The 20,822-nt window shown below is 64.8% G+C and carries 22 protein-coding genes and 1 tRNA gene; 6 read left to right on the forward strand and 17 right to left on the reverse strand.

Features of this window, described 5'->3' with window-relative positions:
• Window positions 1-53 precede the first annotated feature (53 nt).
• Both rpoN and ACMDCM_RS14645 read right to left on the reverse strand, forming a co-directional pair.
• The gene (rpoN, locus tag ACMDCM_RS14640) at window positions 54-1,679 is read right to left on the reverse strand and encodes an RNA polymerase factor sigma-54 (RefSeq protein WP_412774231.1); all 1,626 of its coding nucleotides are present in this window, start codon (window positions 1,677-1,679) and stop codon (window positions 54-56) included.
• A gap of 412 nt (window positions 1,680-2,091) precedes the next feature.
• The gene (locus ACMDCM_RS14645) at window positions 2,092-2,277 is read right to left on the reverse strand and encodes a hypothetical protein (protein ID WP_412774232.1); all 186 of its coding nucleotides are present in this window, start codon (window positions 2,275-2,277) and stop codon (window positions 2,092-2,094) included.
• Here ACMDCM_RS14645 and ACMDCM_RS14650 point away from each other — a divergent pair.
• Window positions 2,270-2,554, forward strand: a complete 285-nt coding sequence (locus ACMDCM_RS14650) for a hypothetical protein (RefSeq protein ID WP_412774233.1) — start codon at window positions 2,270-2,272, stop codon at window positions 2,552-2,554. The genes ACMDCM_RS14645 and ACMDCM_RS14650 overlap by 8 nt on opposite strands.
• 59 nt (window positions 2,555-2,613) lie before the next feature.
• Here the strand turns inward: ACMDCM_RS14650 and lptB are convergent, their stop codons facing one another.
• The 6 genes from lptB to ACMDCM_RS14680 all read right to left on the reverse strand — a co-directional run bounded on the left by lptB (window position 2,614) and on the right by ACMDCM_RS14680 (window position 8,213).
• Complete coding sequence (lptB, locus tag ACMDCM_RS14655; protein ID WP_412774234.1) at window positions 2,614-3,612, reverse strand: LPS export ABC transporter ATP-binding protein; 999 nt, start codon at window positions 3,610-3,612, stop codon at window positions 2,614-2,616.
• Window positions 3,613-3,816: 204 nt separating this feature from the next.
• Window positions 3,817-4,488, reverse strand: a complete 672-nt coding sequence (locus ACMDCM_RS14660) for an LptA/OstA family protein (protein ID WP_412774235.1) — start codon at window positions 4,486-4,488, stop codon at window positions 3,817-3,819.
• An 8-nt stretch (window positions 4,489-4,496) separates the two neighbouring features.
• Window positions 4,497-5,228: an LPS export ABC transporter periplasmic protein LptC gene (gene lptC, locus ACMDCM_RS14665; RefSeq protein WP_412774236.1), complete on the reverse strand. Its 732-nt coding sequence runs from the start codon at window positions 5,226-5,228 to the stop codon at window positions 4,497-4,499.
• Between the two features lie 383 nt (window positions 5,229-5,611).
• Complete coding sequence (locus ACMDCM_RS14670; RefSeq protein ID WP_412774237.1) at window positions 5,612-6,232, reverse strand: ribonuclease D; 621 nt, start codon at window positions 6,230-6,232, stop codon at window positions 5,612-5,614.
• 179 nt (window positions 6,233-6,411) lie between these two features.
• Complete coding sequence (locus ACMDCM_RS14675; protein ID WP_412774238.1) at window positions 6,412-7,005, reverse strand: tetratricopeptide repeat protein; 594 nt, start codon at window positions 7,003-7,005, stop codon at window positions 6,412-6,414.
• A gap of 578 nt (window positions 7,006-7,583) precedes the next feature.
• Entirely contained in the window at window positions 7,584-8,213 is a 630-nt protein-coding gene (locus tag ACMDCM_RS14680) for a hypothetical protein (RefSeq protein ID WP_412774239.1), read from the reverse strand.
• Between the two features lie 77 nt (window positions 8,214-8,290).
• Here ACMDCM_RS14680 and ACMDCM_RS14685 point away from each other — a divergent pair, with 77 nt between their 5' ends.
• The gene (locus ACMDCM_RS14685; protein ID WP_412774240.1) at window positions 8,291-8,476 is read left to right on the forward strand and encodes a hypothetical protein; all 186 of its coding nucleotides are present in this window, start codon (window positions 8,291-8,293) and stop codon (window positions 8,474-8,476) included.
• Between the two features lie 233 nt (window positions 8,477-8,709).
• On the opposite strand, the gene ACMDCM_RS14690 is transcribed toward ACMDCM_RS14685, so the two are convergent.
• Window positions 8,710-8,796 (reverse strand) — tRNA-Leu (locus ACMDCM_RS14690).
• 152 nt (window positions 8,797-8,948) lie between these two features.
• On the opposite strand from ACMDCM_RS14690, the gene ACMDCM_RS14695 reads away from it, so the two are divergent.
• Window positions 8,949-9,917 (forward strand): complex I NDUFA9 subunit family protein, encoded by a 969-nt coding sequence (locus ACMDCM_RS14695; RefSeq protein WP_412774241.1) that lies wholly within the window; start codon window positions 8,949-8,951, stop codon window positions 9,915-9,917.
• A 152-nt stretch (window positions 9,918-10,069) separates the two neighbouring features.
• Here ACMDCM_RS14695 and ACMDCM_RS14700 read toward each other — a convergent pair whose 3' ends face one another.
• Entirely contained in the window at window positions 10,070-10,876 is an 807-nt protein-coding gene (locus ACMDCM_RS14700; RefSeq protein WP_412774242.1) for an undecaprenyl-diphosphate phosphatase, read from the reverse strand.
• A 190-nt stretch (window positions 10,877-11,066) separates the two neighbouring features.
• Between ACMDCM_RS14700 and ACMDCM_RS14705 the strand changes: the two genes are divergently transcribed.
• Window positions 11,067-11,759: a glutathione S-transferase family protein gene (locus ACMDCM_RS14705; RefSeq protein ID WP_412774243.1), complete on the forward strand. Its 693-nt coding sequence runs from the start codon at window positions 11,067-11,069 to the stop codon at window positions 11,757-11,759.
• A gap of 328 nt (window positions 11,760-12,087) precedes the next feature.
• Here ACMDCM_RS14705 and panE read toward each other — a convergent pair whose 3' ends face one another.
• The 3 genes from panE to ACMDCM_RS14720 form a co-directional block, all read right to left on the reverse strand.
• Window positions 12,088-13,008: a 2-dehydropantoate 2-reductase gene (gene panE / locus ACMDCM_RS14710; protein ID WP_412774244.1), complete on the reverse strand. Its 921-nt coding sequence runs from the start codon at window positions 13,006-13,008 to the stop codon at window positions 12,088-12,090.
• Between the two features lie 81 nt (window positions 13,009-13,089).
• Window positions 13,090-13,230 (reverse strand): hypothetical protein, encoded by a 141-nt coding sequence (locus tag ACMDCM_RS14715; RefSeq protein WP_412774245.1) that lies wholly within the window; start codon window positions 13,228-13,230, stop codon window positions 13,090-13,092.
• Window positions 13,220-13,807, reverse strand: coding sequence for a DUF2239 family protein (locus ACMDCM_RS14720; protein WP_412774246.1), 588 nt, complete (start codon window positions 13,805-13,807; stop codon window positions 13,220-13,222). The genes ACMDCM_RS14715 and ACMDCM_RS14720 overlap by 11 nt, the downstream gene beginning before the upstream one ends.
• Before the next feature lie 129 nt (window positions 13,808-13,936).
• Here ACMDCM_RS14720 and ACMDCM_RS14725 point away from each other — a divergent pair, with 129 nt between their 5' ends.
• Window positions 13,937-14,098, forward strand: a complete 162-nt coding sequence (locus tag ACMDCM_RS14725) for a hypothetical protein (protein WP_412774247.1) — start codon at window positions 13,937-13,939, stop codon at window positions 14,096-14,098.
• 60 nt (window positions 14,099-14,158) lie between these two features.
• Here ACMDCM_RS14725 and ggt read toward each other — a convergent pair whose 3' ends face one another.
• Entirely contained in the window at window positions 14,159-15,913 is a 1,755-nt protein-coding gene (ggt, locus tag ACMDCM_RS14730) for a gamma-glutamyltransferase (protein WP_412774248.1), read from the reverse strand.
• Between the two features lie 115 nt (window positions 15,914-16,028).
• Between ggt and ACMDCM_RS14735 the strand changes: the two genes are divergently transcribed.
• Window positions 16,029-17,414: an MFS transporter gene (locus tag ACMDCM_RS14735; protein WP_412774765.1), complete on the forward strand. Its 1,386-nt coding sequence runs from the start codon at window positions 16,029-16,031 to the stop codon at window positions 17,412-17,414.
• Between the two features lie 42 nt (window positions 17,415-17,456).
• On the opposite strand, the gene ACMDCM_RS14740 is transcribed toward ACMDCM_RS14735, so the two are convergent.
• The 3 genes from ACMDCM_RS14740 to purH form a co-directional block, all read right to left on the reverse strand.
• A complete protein-coding gene (locus ACMDCM_RS14740) occupies window positions 17,457-18,437 on the reverse strand; it encodes a c-type cytochrome (RefSeq protein ID WP_412774249.1) in 981 nt (326 codons plus the stop codon).
• Complete coding sequence (locus ACMDCM_RS14745; RefSeq protein ID WP_412774250.1) at window positions 18,434-19,096, reverse strand: c-type cytochrome; 663 nt, start codon at window positions 19,094-19,096, stop codon at window positions 18,434-18,436. The genes ACMDCM_RS14740 and ACMDCM_RS14745 overlap by 4 nt, the downstream gene beginning before the upstream one ends.
• A gap of 128 nt (window positions 19,097-19,224) precedes the next feature.
• Window positions 19,225-20,817, reverse strand: coding sequence for a bifunctional phosphoribosylaminoimidazolecarboxamide formyltransferase/IMP cyclohydrolase (gene purH, locus ACMDCM_RS14750; RefSeq protein ID WP_412774251.1), 1,593 nt, complete (start codon window positions 20,815-20,817; stop codon window positions 19,225-19,227).
• Window positions 20,818-20,822: the final 5 nt, after the last annotated feature.

Here is a 20,822-nt window from a genome sequence, read left to right on the forward strand (position 1 = left end):
TCGCCTCGTCCATCATGAATAGGGACGGATTATCGGGCGCGGCGTGCGCGCAATCAAGCCGGTGTGGCGTCGCTGGAATGGTCGGGCGACGTGGGGGACGCCGCCCGCGGGTTGCCGGGCAGGTTTTGCTTATCGCGGCGGCGCTGCACCGAGGACGGAATTCGCAGCGCTTCGCGATATTTCGCGACGGTGCGGCGGGCGATATCGATGCCGCCTTCGCGCAACCGTTCGACGATGGTGTCGTCGGACAGGACGGCGGACGGATCTTCCGCATCGATCAGCCGCCTGATGTGGTGACGGACGGCCTCTGCCGAGTGGGCGGATCCGCCGTCGGCCGAGGCGATCGAGGCGGTGAAGAAATATTTCAGCTCGAAGATGCCGCGATTCGTCGCCATGTATTTGTTGGCCGTGACGCGCGACACCGTCGATTCATGCATCTGGATCGCGTCCGCCACGACCTTGAGATTGAGCGGCCGCAAGTGGGCGATGCCGTGCGTGAAAAAGCCGTCCTGCTGGCGTACGATCTCGGTCGCCACCTTGAGAATGGTGCGCGCGCGCTGATCGAGCGCGCGCACCAGCCAGGTCGCGTTCTGCAGGCAGTCGGTGAAATAGGTCCTGTCGCCGTCCTTGAGGATGGTCTTCGACAGTTCGGCGTAGTAGCTCTGGTTGACCAGCACGCGCGGCAGCGTATCGCTGTTGAGTTCCACGAGCCAGCCGCCGTCCGGGCCCGGCCGCACGTACACGTCCGGCACCACGGTCTGCGTGCGCGTGGCGCCGAACCTCAAGCCGGGCTTGGGATCGAGATGACGGATTTCGCCGATCATCTCGGCGAGGTCTTCGTCGTCGACGCCGCAGATCCTGCGCAAGGCTGCGAAGTCGCGTTTCGCCAGCAGTTCGAGATGTTCGACCAGCGCCTGCATCGCCGGATCGTAGCGGTCTTTCTCGCGCAACTGGATCGCGAGGCACTCGCTCAAATTGCGGGCGCAGATTCCGGGCGGATCGAAGGTCTGCAGCACCGCGAGCACGGCCGTCACTTCGCCGGTCTCGGCGCCGAGCTTGTCGCCGACGTCGCCGAGGTCGGACGGCAGGTAGCCGGCGTCATCGACGAGATCGATCAGATACTGTCCGATCATGCGCCGCGCCGGCGCCGTCATGGCGACCGCGAGCTGTTCGGCCAGGTGCTCGGCGAGCGTCACCTCTGCGGCGACGAAGGCTTCGAGATTGTAGCTGTCGTCATTCGAGGCGCCGCCGCCCCATTCGGTGAACGCGGTCGGCGCGGAATCCTGCGCGGTCCGGGCCGCGGCTTCGGACGGTTCTTCCGGAAAGACGTTTTCGAGGCCGCTGTCGAAGGTCTGCTCGATCTCGGCGCGGCTGCCGAGATCGCGGTTCATCCACTCTTCGGGCGCGGGTTCGGAATCCTGGCCGAGGGGGCGGTCGCCCGCACCGTCGTCCGCGAACGCTGCGGTGCTTTCGGCCGGGGCGGGGTCCGCGACGTCCGCCGCTGTCGGATCGGCGCCATCGCCGGCGCGCTCCAGCATCGGATTCCGTTCCAGCTCGCTTTCGACGAACGCGGCAAGGTCGAGATTCGACAATTGCAGCAGCTTGATCGCCTGCATGAGTTGCGGCGTCATCACCAGCGACTGGGACTGTCGGAATTCGAGTCTCTGCGTCAGTGCCATGCCAAGACCGGTCCAAAAATTGGTCCGATTCTTGCTTAACTTTTTTGCGGGCCGATGTACACGCCTTGACGGCGACCAAATGCGATTCCGCCAGAGCCGGAGTCTTCAAAAATACGTTTGTTCGCGTTGCCGTTTGCGCGCTCCGCGTGCGGCGGCGATCATTCATAGTCTTCAGCCGCCGGTGCGATCGTTGTGGCTGATCGCAGGTGCGGTCGTCTCGATGAGCGACGAAGTCCCCGTGAATGCGCGATCGAAGGCCCGGCGCCATAGCCGACCACCGCGCCGGCGCGCGCCCCGACCGGACCCAGGCCCACCGCGCCCACCCAATGCAGCGTCGCCGGCCCGCTCCTGCGCCAGCGCCGCCGAGGATAGCGGCCATGCTAACGCGACCGCAGCGACGGTTTCATGATTTTCATTTTACGCTCCCCGTGTGGCCCGCGAGGAAGATCGAAGAATGCGGCGAGACGGCGGTCATCGCGCCGCCGATAAGCCCGATCAGGTTCCAAATTTGGCCACCGACGCCGTTCAGCTTCGACAAGCTTGGCCGGCCTTCGCCATGCAGAGCATCACGGGAAATCTTTATGTTCAGGATGAGCATTGTTGTAGCCGCCGCGAGTTTGGCGTTCGGGCTTCCGGCGTCCGCTGCGGACCTTTCCTATGCGGGCGAGCCCCCGCAACTCGCGCCGGCCCCTCGGGCTCACATGGTTTGCGACGATTACGGGAATTGCTATCGCATGCGTGCGCAGCGTTACGTCGAACGCTGGCGTGGTGACGACGACGATGATGACGCCGACGTGTACGAACGCCGCGACTATCGTCCGCGCTATGTCGCGCCGCGGCCCGGCTTCTATCGTAGCGATGACGACGACGAGTAACCGGCTTACGGATTTCGCGAATGGACATGCTTGGGCATGGCCGTGCCGGCGCTTACGCGCTACAGCCGGAATTCCTCGCCGAGATATAGGCGCCGCACGTCGGGATCGTTGACGATCGCGTCGGGGGTGCCCTCGGTCAGGATTTCGCCGGCATAGACGATATAGGCGCGATCGGTGAGGCCCAGCGTTTCACGGACGTTGTGATCGGTGATGAGCACGCCGATGCCGCGGTTGGTCAGATGGCGCACGAGATCCTGGATATCGCCGACCGCGATCGGATCGATGCCGGCGAAAGGCTCGTCCAGCAGCATGTAGTTCGGGCGCGTCGCCAGCGCGCGTGCGATTTCCACGCGCCGCCGCTCGCCGCCGGACAGCGCGATCGACGGTGATTTGCGCAGGCGGCTAATGTTGAATTCCTCGAGCAGCGCATCGAGTTCGGCCTCGCGCTTCTTTTTGCTGGGCTCGACGACCTCGAGCACGGCGCGGATGTTCTGCTCGACCGTGAGGCCGCGGAAGATCGAGGCTTCCTGCGGCAGATAGCCGATGCCGAGCCGCGCCCGCTGATACATCGGCAGCTTCGTCACGTCGTGACCGTCGAGTTCGATCGCGCCGCGGTCGGCGGGAATAAGACCGGTGATCATGTAGAACACCGTGGTCTTGCCGGCGCCGTTGGGACCCAGGAGTCCCACCGCCTCGCCGCGCCGGACATAGATGCTGACGCCGCGCACCACCTGGCGCGAGCCGAAGCTTTTTTCCACGCCGTGCACGGCGAGGTAACCGGGACGCGCCGCCGTCCGCGGCGTGGTGCCGTTGGCGGCGGCACGCGGACGGGGAGCGTCCGGCGCGGGGGGCGCCGGCGGCCGGGATTGCGGAGCGGGCGGGGCCGGCCGGACATCGCGGTGAGTCCCGCGCGAGATCGGCGGCGCGTCGCGCACCGGGCTGGTCAGCATGTCGCCGATGGCATCGCCGGCCGCCGTGATGTCGGGCCGGTTTCGTGCAAACGTTTGTCGCCCGCGTTTTTGCGGCCGTTTGCGGAACACGTTGAAGATGTCCACCATGGGCGCTTGCTCAGCCTCTCACGGTCGTTCGCCCGCACCCGCATCGTGCCTGATTCGTCGCACGACCATGAAGGAGCAGATCGCACTTGCCCAGCGAGCCGCCGAATGAGTCGTGCTTTTCGGTGAGGCCGCGCGCACCAGATACAGAGCGTCGCGCGCGGATGCAACCTTGGAGGACGCGTCCGCCAGTCGAACACTATGATGTTACTTGGGTTTTTTAGGGGCGAGGGGAGCTATGGGCGACCGGGAAGAGGCGCAGCTTTCGTCCTTCTGGATGAACAGACCCTGAACCCTGCCGCTATTGGATTCGACGCGCGACACCCCGGTGGTCATGTTGACCAGCAGCTTGTCGCCACGCAACACGTTCTTGCACTGGGTCAAGACCACTTTGCCCTGCATCGTGATCAGGTTGGTCTTGGTGTCGAACACGGCGGTGTCGCCGGTCACGACCTGGTCCTTCTGGGTCACCACCACGTCGCCCCTGGCCTCCAGCCGCTTGATCGAGGACGCGCCTGACGGTCCGGGCGTCGCCGAGGCCATCGCCGTTTTCGCCGCCGCCTTGCCTCTGGCGTCGGTCGGCGTGCCGCTCTGGTAATAGACCACGAGAGTCCGGGACGTCATCGTGGTGTCGCCCTGCACCACCTTGACGTGTCCGGAAAAGGTGGCCTCCTTCTTCTTGTCGCGCATCTCCAGCGAGGCGGCCTCGATCTGGATCGGTTGATCGCGATTCTGTGAAAAGCCCTGCATCGCGTTGGGGACGCCCTGCACCGAACTTTGTCCGGCCGCCTCGTTGGCGGTCATCAAGGCGGCGGCGACCACTCCGCAGCGCAGCAGGCGGGCGGTGCGGGTCGCCAGCAATCGGCGAAGACGCTGCATGGCCGGATTCATTTTGGTTTGCCCGGATTGCCGCGTGCGTGCGACGGACTGTGCGAGGGGTGGGCAGCTTGCGCGCTCGCAGTCGGCGTCTCCTCGCCAGTGGGGTCTGCGGTCATGAGAGGGCGATCCATGATCAGGTGCATCACCACATTGTTTTCGAATCTCACCACGTCGCCCTTTTCGGTGACCTTCATGGTGTCGGCGGTCAGCGTCCCGTTCAGCAACTTGACATCGACCGGCCGGTCCGACGTGACGGTGCCGCGACCCATATCGACCAGCGCATGGCTCAGCCGCGCCTCGTATCCTGTTGACGACCGCATGAGGATATCCTTGTGCAGATCGAGGATTTGCGTTTTCGTATCGAACAGCCCGGTGCGGGAATTCAGCGTCACCGTCGAGCGGTCCTCCATCAGCACCTTGGCGCGTAAGGTGTGCAGTTCGACATGATCGGGATCGGTGGTGTCCTGCGTCGCCGTCGTGGCTTGCAGTTCATAGGGCCGTTGGTCCGGGGTGAAGCCGGACAGATGCGGTGATTCCATGGTGATCTTGGTGCCGGAAACGACGAGGTTGTCCATGTCGAGCGGCAGCTTCGCCAGCGCATGGAAGGGATTGAAGACCGCGATCATGACCAGCCCGGCCATCACGAGGCCGACCACCGCCGGCACCGCGATCCGCAACGCCCGCACCATGCGGCTGTGACGCGCCGCACGGGCGAAACGCGCCTCCAGGTTGGCCTGCATTGCGGCTTGAGAGATGAGGGGTCGAACCGAATACACCGCTGCTCCAGGTGCCTGTTCCTAAAGCATGATCCCGAAAAGTGGAAACCGGTTTTCGGATGAGATCATGCTCAATCAAAAGATGGGGCTGGAGTCTGACCAACGCGGCTGGGATCAGACTCCAGCCATTCTACCCCGAACCGCGAGGTTTCGCAGCCCGGGCATAATGCGCCGCCGCCTATGTTCGACATCGTGGCCCGCTGCCGCTGCCGGGATTGCAGACGCAGATCGCCCCATTCCCCGGAAGGTCGCCGCGAACCGGCGCCACCGAGGACGAGGAGTGTGACCGAAACGGGGCGAAAGGCCGGTGCAGTCAGCCTTCCTTGCACCGTCGCGGCGCGCGAAGCTCACGAATGCGCGAAGATGTCTTCGTCCTTCCAGCCGGCAAGATCGAGCCTGGCTCTGGTTGGCAGGAAGTCGAAGCAGGCTTGCGCCAGCTCGCTGCGATCCTCGCGCGCCAGCATGGCGTCGAGCTTGTCGCGAAGGGCGTGCAGGTGCAGCACGTCGGAGGCGGCGTAGGCGAGCTGCGCATCGCTCAGCGTCTGCGACCCCCAGTCGCTCGATTGCTGCTGTTTCGACAGATCGACGCTGAGCACCTCGCGCACCAGGTCCTTCAGGCAGTGACGATCGGTGTAGGTGCGGGTCAGCCGCGAGGCGATCTTGGTGCAATAGACCGGCCGCGGCATCACGCCCAATGCGTTGCAGAGCGCGGCGAGATCGAAGCGCGCGAAATGAAAGATCTTGACGATGTTCGGATCGGCCAGAAGTTTTTTTAGGTTCGGCGCATCGCGCTGCCCGTTCTCGATCTGGATCACGTCGGCCGAGCCGTCGCCCGGCGACATCTGCACCACGCAGAGCCGGTCGCGATGCGGATTGAGGCCCATGGTCTCGGTGTCGATCGCCGCCGAACCGGTGTAGCGCGCAAGGTCCTGGTCCGGCAGGTCGCCGCGGTGCAGGCGGATGGTCATGGTGTCTCGGCCTCGAAGATCATCGAATCGGCGCGGACCAAGCTACCGCCCAAATCCACCAGAAGCGAGAGCTGCCGTTGCCGGAAGGTTTGCGGGCTCACCGAACACCGATGGCGCTTGGGAAAGAATTGCGCTGTCCGACGGCGGTTACCGTTGAGACGAGGTTCTGGCAAGCCGCATCAAGAACTGCGGCTGCTCTCCTTCCGGGCGCTGTCCAGATCGTCCAGGTTTTTTCGCGATTTCGCGACATCGGCGTGATCGGGGCCAAGCCCTTTCTCCCGGATCGCCAGCGCCCGCTTGTAGAGCGGCTCGGCGTCGGCGTAGCGGGCCTCTTCTTTGTAGGCCGAGGCCAGATTGTCCAGCGCCGACGCGACCGAGGGGTGGTCGGGGCCGAGCGCCTTCTCGAAGACGGCCACTGCCCGTTTGTAGAGCGGCTCGGCGTCGGCGTAGCGACCCTGGGCTCTGTAGACGTTGGCCAGACTGTTCAACGACTGCACGATATCGGGGTGATCGGGCCCAAGGGCTTTTCTCCAGGTCGCCAGCGCACGCCTGCAGAGGGGCTCGGCCTCGGCGTAGCGGCCCTGGAGGCTGTAGAGTTCGGCCAGATCGGTCAGCCCCAGCGCGACAGAGGGGTGCTCGAGCCCGCGCGTCTTCGCGCAGATCGCCAATGCTTGTCTGTAAAGCGGCTCGGCTTCGGCGTAGCGACCCTCCTCTTTGAAGATCTCGGCCTGATCGTTAAGCCTTGCCGCAAGCATGATTTCGGATACTGCCATGAACGTTGCACTCCTGACGCACGGATGAGTTTAGCAAAAAAGCGGACGCCGGTAGCCCCTAATTCGCCCTGGATTTTCGATTCCTGACACATGCGGTTACTGCATATTAAGCGCTCTGCCGCTGCATAACGGCTGCGCCCGGCGCGTCCGCAAATTTCGGCATGGTCCGAGGACCGGCGTCGAGGCCGCCGACCGGATCTCGTTGGGTCGAGCGTCGTGAACCATTGAATCGGATCAAGGATGCGGATGTCCGGACGACATTTGCGCGAAGGGGTTTGCGCTTTAGAGCCTTTCCGCTTCTATGATTTTGATTTGACGCGTTTTCTTTACGCGAACCGGTAGCCACTTCGCTTGAAAACGCTCTACGACGCGTTGAAACGCTTCATCGTCAGCCTATAGCGTGTCAAGCGAAGCATGTCCTCGGGCTTGACCCGAGGATGGATACCTTTCCGCATTAAAACAATAACCCAGGGGTTCGCTTCTGATGATTCAATCAGAAGCGAAAATGCTGCAAGAACATGATCCCGAAAAGCGGAAACTTTTTCGGGATAAGATCATGCTTGATCAAAAGGACACGGCTAGATCCTGAGCAGGGGATCGGGCTGTCCCTCGGACAGGGGCCGGTCCTTTAACGTCCATTCACGCTGTATGTCATGCACATGGACGTCGCGAGCGCCGGCCTTCGTCAATATCTGGACGGCGCGTTTCTCTGCGTCATCGTCCCGTACGCTGACCCACACGACGGTCCCGCCCCGCGAAAGCTGCTTCGAAACGCTTTCGCTGTGGTGGTGCGCTATCGCGCCAGCCAAAAGAGCGCCAAGTCCGCCTCCCGCGGCGGCGCCGATAACCAACGTGCCGATTGTCGGCACCGCCAAACCACCGGTGCCGGCGGCTACCGCTGCGGCTGCGACGCAACCGATATAGAAGGGGATGCCTATGGCCGCCGCCTCGCCCTCGATACGGGAATCTTTTTCGGCGAAGGCAGCCCCCGGCGCCCGGCGGTCGTCCTCGATCTCAACGAGAGCGGGATAAAGGTTGTCCATTCGCTCCTTGACCTTCTTGTCGCTTGCAAGCACGGAAACCGCCGCTCTGTCGAAACCTGAAACCTCCAGTTCATCGATCGCGGTTTCCAGCGCATCGAAGTCGGAAAAAACTCCCACCGCTTCGCGCGCGCTATAATTCACCGTCCCGTCTGTATTTTCGGACATTTTCGGAAACTCCTGTCGGTTTTATCATTTTCAGCGACATTGCTCCGGCAACGCGCTCGGGTCGCCGATAGAACTCGATGCAAGGCGACAATGTTCCCGGCCGGGGCGGCAAGCTCGATGGACACAATCATTTGAAGCTGGAAGCGCGCGCACTGTCGAATTTGATGCCGGGTCCAGAAAACGCGCCAGACGGTTTTTCCTGCACGGTGAGCAATGATGGAGGCCGCCTCATTGTTCGACGGATAGTGCTGTCGTCCCGCTGATCGCCGCCGCTCTTGCCATGACAATGATTGCGGGCCCCTTCCCAAAGGGTTTCATCCGCGGAGCGTATTGCTCAGGCGGAAGGGGAGACGAGCTATCGATGCTTATCCGCGCGCGGCGACTGTGCGGGGCTCGGCGTCACGGCGGTATTGACGCAATCGTCGTTGCGCGGCCGGGTGAGCGCAACTCGCCGCAAGAGCGCAACTTCCTGAAGGGAAATGCTTCTTCAAGGCGATGGTGCCCAGGAAAGGACTCGAACCTTCACGACCTTGCAGCCACTGGCACCTGAAGCCAGCGCGTCTACCAATTCCGCCACCTGGGCACGGACCGGGTTAGTAGGCATCGGCCGCGCGCTTGTCAAATCCTTGAAGAGGCGACCGAATACGGGTGGGACATCGCGCCGGTTGACGGGCCGCGGAACGGCGGAATATCCCTTGTTTTCGACCTGATACCAGCGCCCTTGAGGACCAGACCATGGCATCGAATATGGACACCCTCGTCACGGTTTTCGGAGGCTCCGGCTTCCTCGGCCGGCATGTGGTTCGCGCGCTCGCCAAGCGCGACTACCGTATCCGGGTCGGCGTCCGGCGCCCCGAACTGGCGGGACATCTGCAGCCGCTCGGCAAGGTCGGCCAGATCCATGCCGTGCAGGCCAATCTGCGCTATCCGGCGTCGGTCCGCGCGGCGATGCGCGACTCCCATGTGGCGATCAACCTGGTCGGCATCCTGGGCAGGAGCGGCGCGCAGACCTTCGACGCCGTGATGGCCGAGGGCGCCGCGACGGTTGCGAAGGCGGCCGCGGCCGCCGGCGCGCGCATGGTGCATGTCTCGGCGATCGGCGCCGACGCCAGGTCGGCCTCGGCTTATGCCCGCGCCAAGGCCGCCGGCGAGAAGGCGGTGCTGGCGACGATGCCGTCCGCGACCATCCTGCGGCCGTCGGTGATGTTCGGCCCCGAGGACCAGTTCGCCAACCGCTTTGCCGCGCTGGCGCGGATCTCGCCGGTGCTGCCGCTGATCGGCGGTGGCGCGACGAAGCTGCAGCCGGTCTATGTCGGCGACGTCGCCACCGCCGTGGCGGACGCGGTCGACGGCAGGACCAAAGCGGGCGCGGTCTACGAACTCGGCGGTCCCGAGGTGCTGACGATGCGCGAGATCATGCAGATCATCCTGCGCGTCATCGAGCGCGACAGGATACTGGCGCCGCTGCCGTTCGCAATCGCGCGGCTCAAGGCAATGTTTTTGCAGTTCGCGCCGGGCGCGCTGAAACTGACGCCGGATCAGGTCGCGATGCTCAAGACCGACAACGTCGTCTCTGAGGCGGCGACCGCTGCGGGCCTGACGCTCCAGGGACTCGGGATCTCGCCGGACTCGATGGAGGCCGTGGTGCCGCAATATCTCTGGCGTTTCCGCAAGGCCGGCCAGTTCGCGACGAAGGGGGCGTGATCTTTGCCGCGCGTGCTCCGGACGCTGCGCGACACCACGTGCTGCTCCGCCGATCCGGGGCCGTGACGGGTCACTGCATTTGTTGCGGTCCGGGCTCGGCGGAGCAGCGTAAAGAACGTTGCACCGCGCCCGGAGACACGGGCAACCGCCGTCTACCGTCCCAGCGCCAGCGCGATCAGGCCGAGCGTGCCGACAATCACCCGCCACCACGCGAAGAAGGTGAAACCGTTGCGCGTGACGTAGCTCAAAAACGCCTTCACCACGATGATCGCGGTGATGAACGATACCACGAAGCCGATCGCGACGATCCCGAGATGATCGGCGGTCATGTCGGCGCGGCTCTTGTAGAAATCGTAGGCGAAGGCCCCGATCATGGTCGGGATCGCGAGGAAGAACGAAAACTCGGCCGCGGCGCGCTTGTCGGCGCCGAGCAGCATCGCCGAGACGATGGTGGCTCCCGAACGCGACACGCCCGGAATCATCGCGACGCACTGCGCGACGCCGATCCAGATATACATCGGCAGCGGAAAGGCGGTGGCGTCGTGTTCGTGCGGTTTGTGGTCGAGTTGATCGACCCACATCAGGACCGCGCCGCCGACGATCAGCGAGAAACACACCACCCACGGATTGAACAGCAGCTCCTTGATGTACCTGCCGGCAAGCAGTCCGACGATCACGGCCGGCATGAAGGCCGCAAGCACGCCGATGACGAAACGCCGGTCCGCGGCATTGGAGAACATGCCGAGCGCGATCCGCCACAGTTTCGCAAAATAGATGACGACAATCGCAAGAATTGCGCCGAGCTGGATCAGCACCGTGAACGTATTCCAGAAGTCGCCCGCGCCGAGATCGAAGAAACGCTCGGCCAGCAGCAGATGGCCGGTCGAGGACACCGGCAGAAACTCGGTGACGCCTTCGACGATCCCGAGAATGACGGCTCTGATCGCATCGGAAAACATGGAATACCTGCTCCGAATCGCATTCGACACCAGATGGCGGGCTTTTCTCGCTTATTCGCAGCATCGCGGCAATGCCGAAATTCGGCCGGTCTGCACACGGCCGCACCCCGGGGCTTTCCGCGGATTGAGGTCTGCGCCGTTAACGCATTAGAGATACTTTTTTAAGCATCGCAAATCTATCAAGGGCGTTATGTTCACGCTGTTTCACCATCCGTTCTGTCCGCAATCGCGCTTCATTCGTCTCGTTCTCGGCGAGCATGGCCTCGACGTGCGGCCGGTGGAGGAGCGCGTGTGGGAACGGCGCGAAGCGTTCCTGGCGCTCAATCCGGCCGGCACCACGCCGGTGCTGATCGCCGAAGGCGTCCCCGCGGTCCCAGGCGCGGGCGTCATCGCGGATTACCTCGACGAGACCTATGGCGAACGGGTCGGCGAGCGGCGGCTGCTGCCGGTATCGATGCCCGAGCGCATCGAGGTGCGCCGCCTGATGGCGTGGTTCAACGAGAAATTCTTCGAGGAGGCGTCCGGCCCGCTGGTGACGGAGCGCATCTACAAGCGCTTCATGCGCGAGGAGAACGGCGGCGGCCCGCCGGAGACCGACGTGATTCGCGCGGCAAAGGCGAATGTGCGCTATCATCTGGCCTATATCGGCTGGCTGGCGCGGACGCGGAATTATCTGGCCGGCGACAGGCTGACCTATGCCGATCTCGCCGCCGCGGCGCATTTGTCCGCGATCGACTATCTCGGCGACGTGCCCTGGGCCGAGGACGAGGCGGCGAAGGCGTGGTACGCGCGGATCAAGTCGCGGCCCTCGTTCCGGCCGCTGCTGAGCGAGTGGCTGGCGGGCGTGCCGGCGTCGCGCACCTACGTGGACCTGGATTTCTGAGGATTGCCTCCGTCTTCCATCTTCCATGAACGCCGGACACGCCCGTGCCGTCGTCCCATCCCGGGCATCAGCCATTGTACCGAGGCGTCCGAATGGGTGTCCGAACTGCGGTGGCTCAGGCCGTCATCGATCCATCGGCGCCATGGCGTATGGGTCCCTGCTTGCGCTGGGACGACGGCGATGGTGAGCGTCGTGCCGATTAGAGCGTTTTCGAGCGAAGCGGGGACCGGTTCGCGTGAAGAAAACGCGTCAAATCAAGAAGCCGGAGTCTTTCACCGTTTCCATGAAACGGTGAAGGACTCCGGAAGCGGAAGGCTCCAGCGCTGCGTCATTCCCGCCGGTTCTCGTAAGCCTTCAGATGCGTGTAGATCGTGCGCAGTTTCGGCGCCGGCAGCTTGGCGGCCTCGGCGCGGGCGACGAGGTCGCCGATGATATGATCGGCCTCGACCCGCGCGCCGGCCTCGATGTCGCGAAACATCGAGGCGGTCAGCGGCGAGCCCTCCGCCGTCAGGATTCCGGTGGCGGAGGTCAGAACCTCCTCGCGCGGCGCGTGCCCGGCCGCCCCGGCGATGGCGGCGATCTCGTCGCGCGCGCCGAGGATGAAATCGCGGCCGCCGGGGGCAGCGACGATCTGGCCGACGGACGCGCGCATCACGCAGGTGGCGCCGGCCAGCGTCGCCAGGAACACCCACTTCTCCCACATGTCCCGGATGATGTCGTCGGACGGCTGCGATCCGCAATCGGCGCCGGCGAAGACATCGGCGACGGCCTTGACCCGGTCGCTCATGCCGCCGTCGCGCTCGCCGAAGCGAAGCAACTGCATCGGCGCGAGATGGACGACTTCGCGCCGGTCGTTCAGCGTGACCGCGAGCGAGCACAGGCCGCCGAGCACGCGATCGCGGCCGAATTTGGCGTCGAGCGTCTCCAGGTGCCGCATTCCGTTGAGCAGCGGGATGATCGCGGTTCGCGGTCCGACCGCGGGCGCGAACGATCTGATCGCATCATCGAGATCGAACGCCTTGCAGGCCAGCAGCACGGTGTCGAACGTCTCGCTCAAGCCGTCGGTCTGCACGGTCCGAGGATTTTTCAGCGTCACGTCGCCGTGCGGACTCTTGATGACCAGACCGGCGCTTGCCAGTTCGGCGGCGCGCTTGGGGCGCACCAGAAAGGTGACGTCCCGGTCGGCCTGGAGCAATCGGCCGCCGAAATAGCCGCCGGTCGCGCCGGCCCCGACCACGAGAATGCGCATCGATTTACTCCGTATTTGTCATGACCCGATAGTTGACCCGAGTTGTCTTCGACGCCGGCTCGCGCCCGTACTGCTGTCGTCTCAGATCAGCCGCTCGATCTCGCGCTTGCGCCAGACCATCCGGTAGAAGCCCATTTGCAGCACCATCATCGGCATCAGCAACAAGACATCGCCACGGCGGTCGCGCGGCGGTCTTGATCCTTGTGGGAGTTCAGACGGCATCGCCGAAAGCGAGCTTGATAATGTGATCGCGGATGTCGTCCGGCCAGCCGGCGATCAGGCCAGCCAGCCGCCGCCGGTCGTCTGCGAACAGCGCGCGCGCGGCTTCCTCGAAGTTTGCAAGATTGCCCGCCATCGCCGACATGAAGTGATAGGCGGCGTCGCGCGCCGCGCGGCTGCGATCCCTGTCGCTGTTGGCGCGGCGGGCCTCGTCGACCAGTTTGCGCAAGGCGACCGATGCGCCGCCGGGCTGCGCGCTCAGCCATTCCCAGTGCCGCGGCAGCAGCGTCACCTCGCGCGCGACCACGCCGAGTTTCGGCCGGCCCCGGCCGCGCGGTCCGGTCGGTTCGGCTTGCAAGGTTCCCCGCAGGCGGGCCGCGATCTCGTCGTCGGATCCGCGCAGGTCGAGGTCGACCGGCCGCCCGGTCGCGTCGCTGTAGATCGCGATTGGCGCCGTCGTCCGCGTCCCGGCGCGCTTGACCGCGAGCGCGACGTCGGCGAGCGGGCCGGATGCGATGCGCCGCTGGCCCTCGAACGCGGTGAAACAGGAGGTCTGATCGTAGATCATCGGCATGTCCATTGAGGACTCACTAGTTTATTACCCGGATGCAATTCGTCCGTCAATATTACCCGGATAAATATTATTACGAGTGAAATGTCGTGCGGCGCAGCGTAGTGCTACAGATCGCATGGAGCGTCATGGCCGGGCATGACCCGGCAATCCATCATCTCCGAAGACGAAGATGTGATGCGCGGATCAAGTCCGCGCATGGCGACTGAGCGTTCGGCTAGAGCCTTTCCGCTTCTGATGGAAACAGAAGCGTGGCTCTATGTTTTTGTTTTGACGCATTTTCTTGACGCGAACCGGTAGCCACTTCGCTCGAAAACGCTCCAGTGCCCCGGCGGGGCAAAGCCTCGAAAGCTTTCCGCCTCAATATCCCGCAGCACGCGATCCGCGCGTTCGCGGATCCGCCGCTCCGAAGAAACCGTCCGGCGTGATGGCGATGGAATTGGCCGAGGTCTGTCCCATCGGCATGACGACGGTGTGGCCTCTCGCCCGCAGCCCCGTGATGATGTCCTCGGGGAAGCCGCGTTCGGCGCGGACCTCGTCCGGCAGCCATTGATGATGCAGGCGCGGCGCATCGACTGCGGCCGCGATGTTCATATCGTAATCGAGCGCGTTGACGATCACCTGCAGCACCGTGGAGACGATGCGGCTGCCGCCCGGCGATCCCGTGACCAGCACCGGCTTGCCGTCCTTCAGTACGATGGTCGGTGTCATCGAGGACAGCGGGCGCTTGCCGGGGCCGGGCAAATTCGCCTCGAACCCGACAAGGCCGTAAGCGTTCGATGCGCCCGGCGCCGCGGTGAAATCGTCAAGCTCGTTGTTGAGCAGGACGCCGGTGCCTTCCGCTACCAGTCCGAGGCCATAGCTGAAGTTGAGGGTGTAGGTATTGCTCACCGCGTTGCCGAAGGCGTCAGCCACGGAAAAATGCGTGGTGTTGTCGCCCTCGCGCGGTGGCGGCAACGGCACGGCGGCGGCGGGCGTCGCGCGCGCCCTGTCGATCGATGCGCGCTGCCTCGCGGCGTAGTCCTTGGAGAGCAGCGTTGCGATCGGAGCGCGCACGAAGGCGGGATCGCCGAGATAGCGCGCGCGGTCGGCATAGGCGCGCTTCATCGCCTCGATCAGAAGATGCAGCGAATCCACCGAACCTTGATGCAGGTCGCGCATCGGAAATCCTTCGAGGATGTTCAGCGATTCGATCAGCACGATGCCGCCGGACGACGACAGCGGCATCGAGACGATATCGTAGCCCCGATAGCTGCCGCGCACCGGCTCGCGGATAAGCGGCTTATACGACTTGAGGTCGTCCAGCGTCATGATTCCGCCGGCGGCGCGGATCGCCGTCACCAGTCTTTCCGCCACCGGCCCTTCATAGAAGCCGCGCGACCCGCGCTCGGCGATCGCGGTCAGCGTCGCGGCCAGATCGGCTTGAACCAGAAGATCGCCCTCGCGCAGCGGGCTGCCGTCCGGGCGCGAGAATATCGTCATGGACGACGGCCAACGCGCCAGACGCCGGCGCGATGGCGGCAGCGTGTCGGCGGTGTCGTCGGCGATTTTGAACCCGTCGCGCGCGAGCGCGATCGCGGGCCCGAGCAGATCGGCGAGCGTGAATTGGCCCGAACCGTATTGGTCGAGCGCCAGCGCGAGTCCGGCGACGGTGCCCGGCACGCCGATGCCGAGCGCCGAGTCGCGCGACCTCGCGGGCTCGGGCTTGCCGTCGGCGCCCAGGAAGATATCGCGCGTGGTCGCGCGCGGCGCGGTCTCGCGGTAATCGATGGCGATGTCTCGATTGCGGTCGGCAAGGTGAATCACCATGAAGCCGCCGCCGCCGATGTTGCCGGCGCGCGGATAGGTGACCGCCATCGCGAAGCCGGTCGCCACCGCCGCATCGACCGCATTGCCGCCACGCGCTAGCACGTCCGCGCCGATTCGGGCGGCGAGTTTTTCCTGTGCCACCACCATGCCGTGTTTCGCAGCGGTCGGCCGGACGGTGCCGGCGGCTGGCGGCCGGGAGACGCCGGGCCGCACATCCTGCGCGGATGCGGGTGTCCGGATCATCAAGGCGATAAGGGAAAAGGCGATCACGGAAAACATGCGCCGACCTGACCTGCGGGGGATCATCCATTGCTCCACGGGTGTTGCTGGTGTCGTTCCGTCAACCAATCGATGCTATAGGAATTTCGGCGCGCGAGGCCAGACGCCCCGCGTGGTTCCACGGGACATATCGATCATGACGATGACCACAGCCATGCCCGCAGGCAACGCCGGTGATCTCGAGGCGCGCTATGCGTCGCGCGCCGCGGTGGCGAGCTGGATCATGTTCGACTGGGCGGCGCAGCCCTATTTCACGCTGATCACGACCTTTGTCTTCGCGCCCTATTTCGCGACCTTCGTCGCGGCGACGCCGGCCGAAGGACAATCGCTGTGGGGATTTGCGACGGCCGCGGCCGGCATCGTGATCGCGCTGGCTTCGCCCGTGCTCGGCGCCATCGCCGATGCCAGCGGCCGGCGCAAGCCTTGGATCGCGGTCTTCGGCGCGCTGCTGGTGATCGGTTCCAGCCTGATGTGGATCGGCAGGCCCGGCGATCCGAGCGTGATCCTGCCGCTGCTGATCGCCTATGGCATTGCCACCATCGGCGTCGAATTCGCAACCGTGTTCAACAACGCGATGATGCCGTCGCTGGTGCCGCCTCACAAGATCGGGCGTTTGTCGGGAACCGGATGGGCTACCGGCTACATCGGCGGCATCCTCAGCCTCATCCTGGTGCTCGGCTTCCTTGCCGCCAGTCCCGCAACCGGAAAGACGCTGTTCGGCTTGTCGCCGCTGTTCGGTCTCGATGCCGCAACCCATGAGGGCGATCGCATCACGGGGCCGCTGACCGGCCTGTGGTTCATTATTTTTGTGTTGCCCATGTTCCTGTTGACGCCGGATTTTCCGGCCAGGCGTCCGGTGCGAGCGGCGCTGCGCGAAGGACTGATCGAACTGCGCAGGACGCTCGGCGAGTTGCCGAAACGGAAGTCGATGGCGACCTTCCTGCTCGCCAACATGATCTACACCGACGGGCTGGTCTCGCTGTTCGCGTTCGGCGGCATCTATGCCGCCGGCACCTTCGGCTGGCATACCATCCAGATCGGAACCTTCGGCATCCTGCTCGCCGTTGCGGGCACGCTCGGCGCGTGGATCGGCGGCAAGCTCGACGACCGGATGGGTCCGAAATTCGTCATCGCCGCAAGCATGATCATCCTGTTGTCGGCGAGCGTGGCGATCCTGATGGTCGATAAGGATTCGATCCTGTTTATGAAGGTCGCGCCGCCCGTTCCCGGCGGCGGGTTGTTCGCGGCGCCCGCCGAGAAGGCCTATCTTATCCTCGGCTGCCTGATCGGCGGCGCCGGCGGTCCGTTGCAGGCGGCCTCGCGGTCGCTGCTGATCCGGCTGGCGCCGAAGGAGCGCATCGCGCAGTTTTTCGGATTGTTCGCGCTGACCGGAAAGGTAACGTCGTTTGTCGGCCCGCTGCTGGTCGGCCTCGTCACCATGGTCACCGCAAGCCAGAAGGCCGGCATGACGGTACTGATCCTGTTCTTCTTCAGCGGGCTTGTGCTGCTGTCGCGCGTGCGGGAGTGATGGCGACGGCGCGGGTCGGTTTCGGCGACGCGCCGCCCGCGCTCAATCCGCGTTGATCGTCCCCGACGGCGGGGATTTGTCGCCAAGCAGGACGCCGTTCACGACCAAACCATATTTCGATGTCGGCTGGTCATGGAATCGCTTGCGGGTTTCCGCGACCGAATCGACGAACCGCGGATCCTGCGGCCGCTCCTGGCTGTCCATGTAGGTCGCGATGTCCCATGCCTGCTGATCGCTCAGCGAGCCACCGAGACCGAGCGGCATGTTGGCCTTGATGAAGCCCGCGGCATTGTTGATCGAGGCCATTCCCGCGCCCCAGTTGAACGAGCGCGGTCCCCATAACGGCGGGAACACGGTTTGGCCGTCGGCCGATTTCTGTCCCTGGCCGTCCGCGCCGTGGCAGAGCGAGCAATGCTGCGCATAGGCCTTGGCGCCGCGATCATAGTCCGCCGGCTGTTCCGGAGCTTTGAGCTTGGGATAGCCCTGACCTTTGACGACGACGCCGGTCGGGCCGCCTTTCGCCAGGAAGTAGGCGTAGCTCTCCAGCGCCACCAGCACCTTGTCGTTGAACGGCGGCGCCTTGCCGTTCATGCTGTAACGGAAGCAGCCTTGCAGCCGCTCCTGAAAGGTATTCACATGGCCGTTCTTGGCGCGATAGGCCGGGTAGAGAAGATAGGCGGCGCCGAGCGGCGCGGAATTCGGCTGGCGGCCGCGGTCGATGTGGCAGTTCGCGCAACTCAGGTCGTTGCCGACGAAGCCTTTCGCATTGTGCCGGGTGTCGTGAAAGATCGCCTCGCCGAGCCGTATCATGTCGCCGAACGGGCCGTGCGGAATGTCGCTGTCTGCGGGCGGCGTATAGGAGGGCCGGGCGGCTTCCGTTCTTTGTGCGGGAGGCTGCTCCGGCGTTGCGCCTGCGAGCGGCGCGGCGGCGCTGGCCGACAGCATGTATCCGATTGTGCCGGCGGTTGCGAGGACGAGAACGGCCGCGGCCGGGATCGAAGGAACAACCGGATTGCGTGTCATGGCTTGGCTTCCTGGCTCTTGGGCGGTGCCGCCACGGGCAGGCTCTCATAGTAGGCGGCGACGCTCTTGATCTGATCGTCGGTCAGCTTGCTCGCGACATTGGCCATCACGCCCATCGGATCGTTCTTGCGCGAGCCGTCCTTCCACGAGCGAAGTGCCTTCTCGATATAGACGGCCCATTGTCCCGCGAGGCGTGGAAAGTCCGTCCCGACGCCGAGACCGGCCGCTCCGTGGCATTGCGCGCATCCGGGCAGGTCTTTCGACCAGTCGCCGGTCGCGGCGAGCTTCGCCCCGGCCGCGATCACGGCCGCGTCGGCCGCCGCGGTCTCTGGCTTCGGCGTCGCCATGCCGGCATAATAGCGCGCTATCGCCTTTGCTTCATCGTCCGACAGGTCCGACGCGATCATCGTCATGATGCGATTCTTGCGCGTGCCGTCCTTGAAACTCGCGATCTGGCGACGGAGGTATTGTGCATTGAGACCGGCAAGGCGCGGCACGCCGGTTGTCGGCTGACCCTCTCCCTGCTCGCCGTGACACGGCGTGCAGGCTGCCGCACCACCCGGCGCAGCGCTCGTGGTGACGTTCTTTCCATTCGCCGCAAGCACCGGCAGCGCCGACATGCCAAGAAGCAGTAGTGCTCCGCCTGCCACCGATTTCATCCGCTTTGCCCCTCAAGTTTTCATGTCGTCGGGAGAAGAAAAACCGTAACGTCCGGAAAGGAAGGTCCGCAGTGTTTGCCGCCGAAAGATAAAAGTCGAGCCTCGCCTTGGTTCCGTGACGGCAAGCGTCAATGCCGGAAGTGCCTGATGCCGGTGAACACCATGGCGATGCCGTGCTCGTTGGCGGCCTTGATGACGTCTTCGTCGCGCATCGAGCCGCCGGGTTGAATGACGGCGGTGGCGCCGGCCTCGACGCAGGCAAGCATCCCGTCGGCGAACGGGAAGAACGCGTCCGAGGCCACGACCGAGCCTTTGGTCAGGGGCTCTGCGAGCTTTAAGTCGCGCGCCGCGTCCTCGGCCTTGCGAGCCGCGATTCGCGCCGAATCGACGCGGCTCATCTGCCCCGCCCCGATGCCGACGGTAGCGAGGTCCCTGGCATAGACGATGGTGTTGGACTTGACGTGCTTGCCGACGCGAAACGCGAAGCGCAGATCGCGCATCTCGGCCTCGGTCGGCGCGCGCTTCGTCACGACCTTCAGCGGCATATCGTCGACGACGGCGTTGTCGCGGGTCTGCACCAGAAGCCCGCCCGCCACCGTCTTTGCGCTCACTCCGCGCGCGCGGGGATCGGGCAGGCCGCCTGCGAGCAGCAGCCGCAGGTTCTTGCGCTTGCCGATGATGGCGATCGCCTCCTCGGTCGCGTCGGGCGCGATGATGACTTCGGTGAAGATGCCGGCCACCGCATTGGCCGCATCAGCATCGAGCGTGCGGTTGAAGGCAATGATGCCGCCATAGGCCGAGGTGGTGTCGCAGGCGAGCGCCTTGCGATAGGCACTGGCAAGATCCGCACCTTCCGCGACGCCGCACGGGTTGGCGTGCTTGACGATGACGCAGGCCGCGGTGCGCGCCGCATCGAATTCGGCGACGCATTCATAGGCCGCATCGGTGTCGTTGATGTTGTTGTAGGACAGTTCCTTGCCCTGCAACTGCCGCGCGGTGGAGACGCCGGCGCGCCGCTCGGGCGTGCGGTAGAACGCGGCGCTCTGGTGCGGGTTTTCGCCGTAGCGCAGCGTCTGCGCAAGACGGCCGCCGACGGCGCGATAGTCCGGCGCGTCGGTCCCAAGCTGCGCCGCGAACCAGTTGGAGATCGCGGCGTCGTAGGCGGCGGTGCGCGCATAAGCCTTGGCGGCGAGGCGCTGGCGCAGCGTTTGCGTGGTTGCGCCGGCGTTGGCGGTGAGTTCGTCGAGCACCGCCTGATAGTCCTGCGGTTCGACCACGACCGCGACGTCGTCGTGATTTTTCGCGGCGGCGCGGATCATCGCCGGGCCGCCGATGTCGATGTTCTCGATGCAGTCCTCGTAGGCCGCGCCTTTGTCGACGGTCGCCTCGAACGGATACAGATTGACCACCAGCAGGTCGATCGGCGCGATGTCGTGATCCGCCATCGCTTTCGCATGATCGGCGTTGTCGCGGATCGCGAGCAGGCCGCCGTGCACCTTCGGGTGCAGCGTCTTGACCCGGCCGTCCATCATTTCCGGAAACCCCGTCAGCTCGGAGACATCCTTCACCTTCAGCCCGGCCGCGGCGATCGCCTTGGCGGTGCCGCCGGTCGAGACCAGATCGATGCCGAGGCCGGCGAGAGCCCGCGCAAATTCGATCAGGCCGGTCTTGTCGGAAACGGAAAGCAGGGCACGCGTCACGTGGCGCGGTCGGTCGGTCATGGGCG

Source organism: Nitrobacter sp. (assembly GCF_047149785.1).
In the GTDB taxonomy this organism is placed as follows: Bacteria; Pseudomonadota; Alphaproteobacteria; order Rhizobiales; family Xanthobacteraceae; genus Nitrobacter.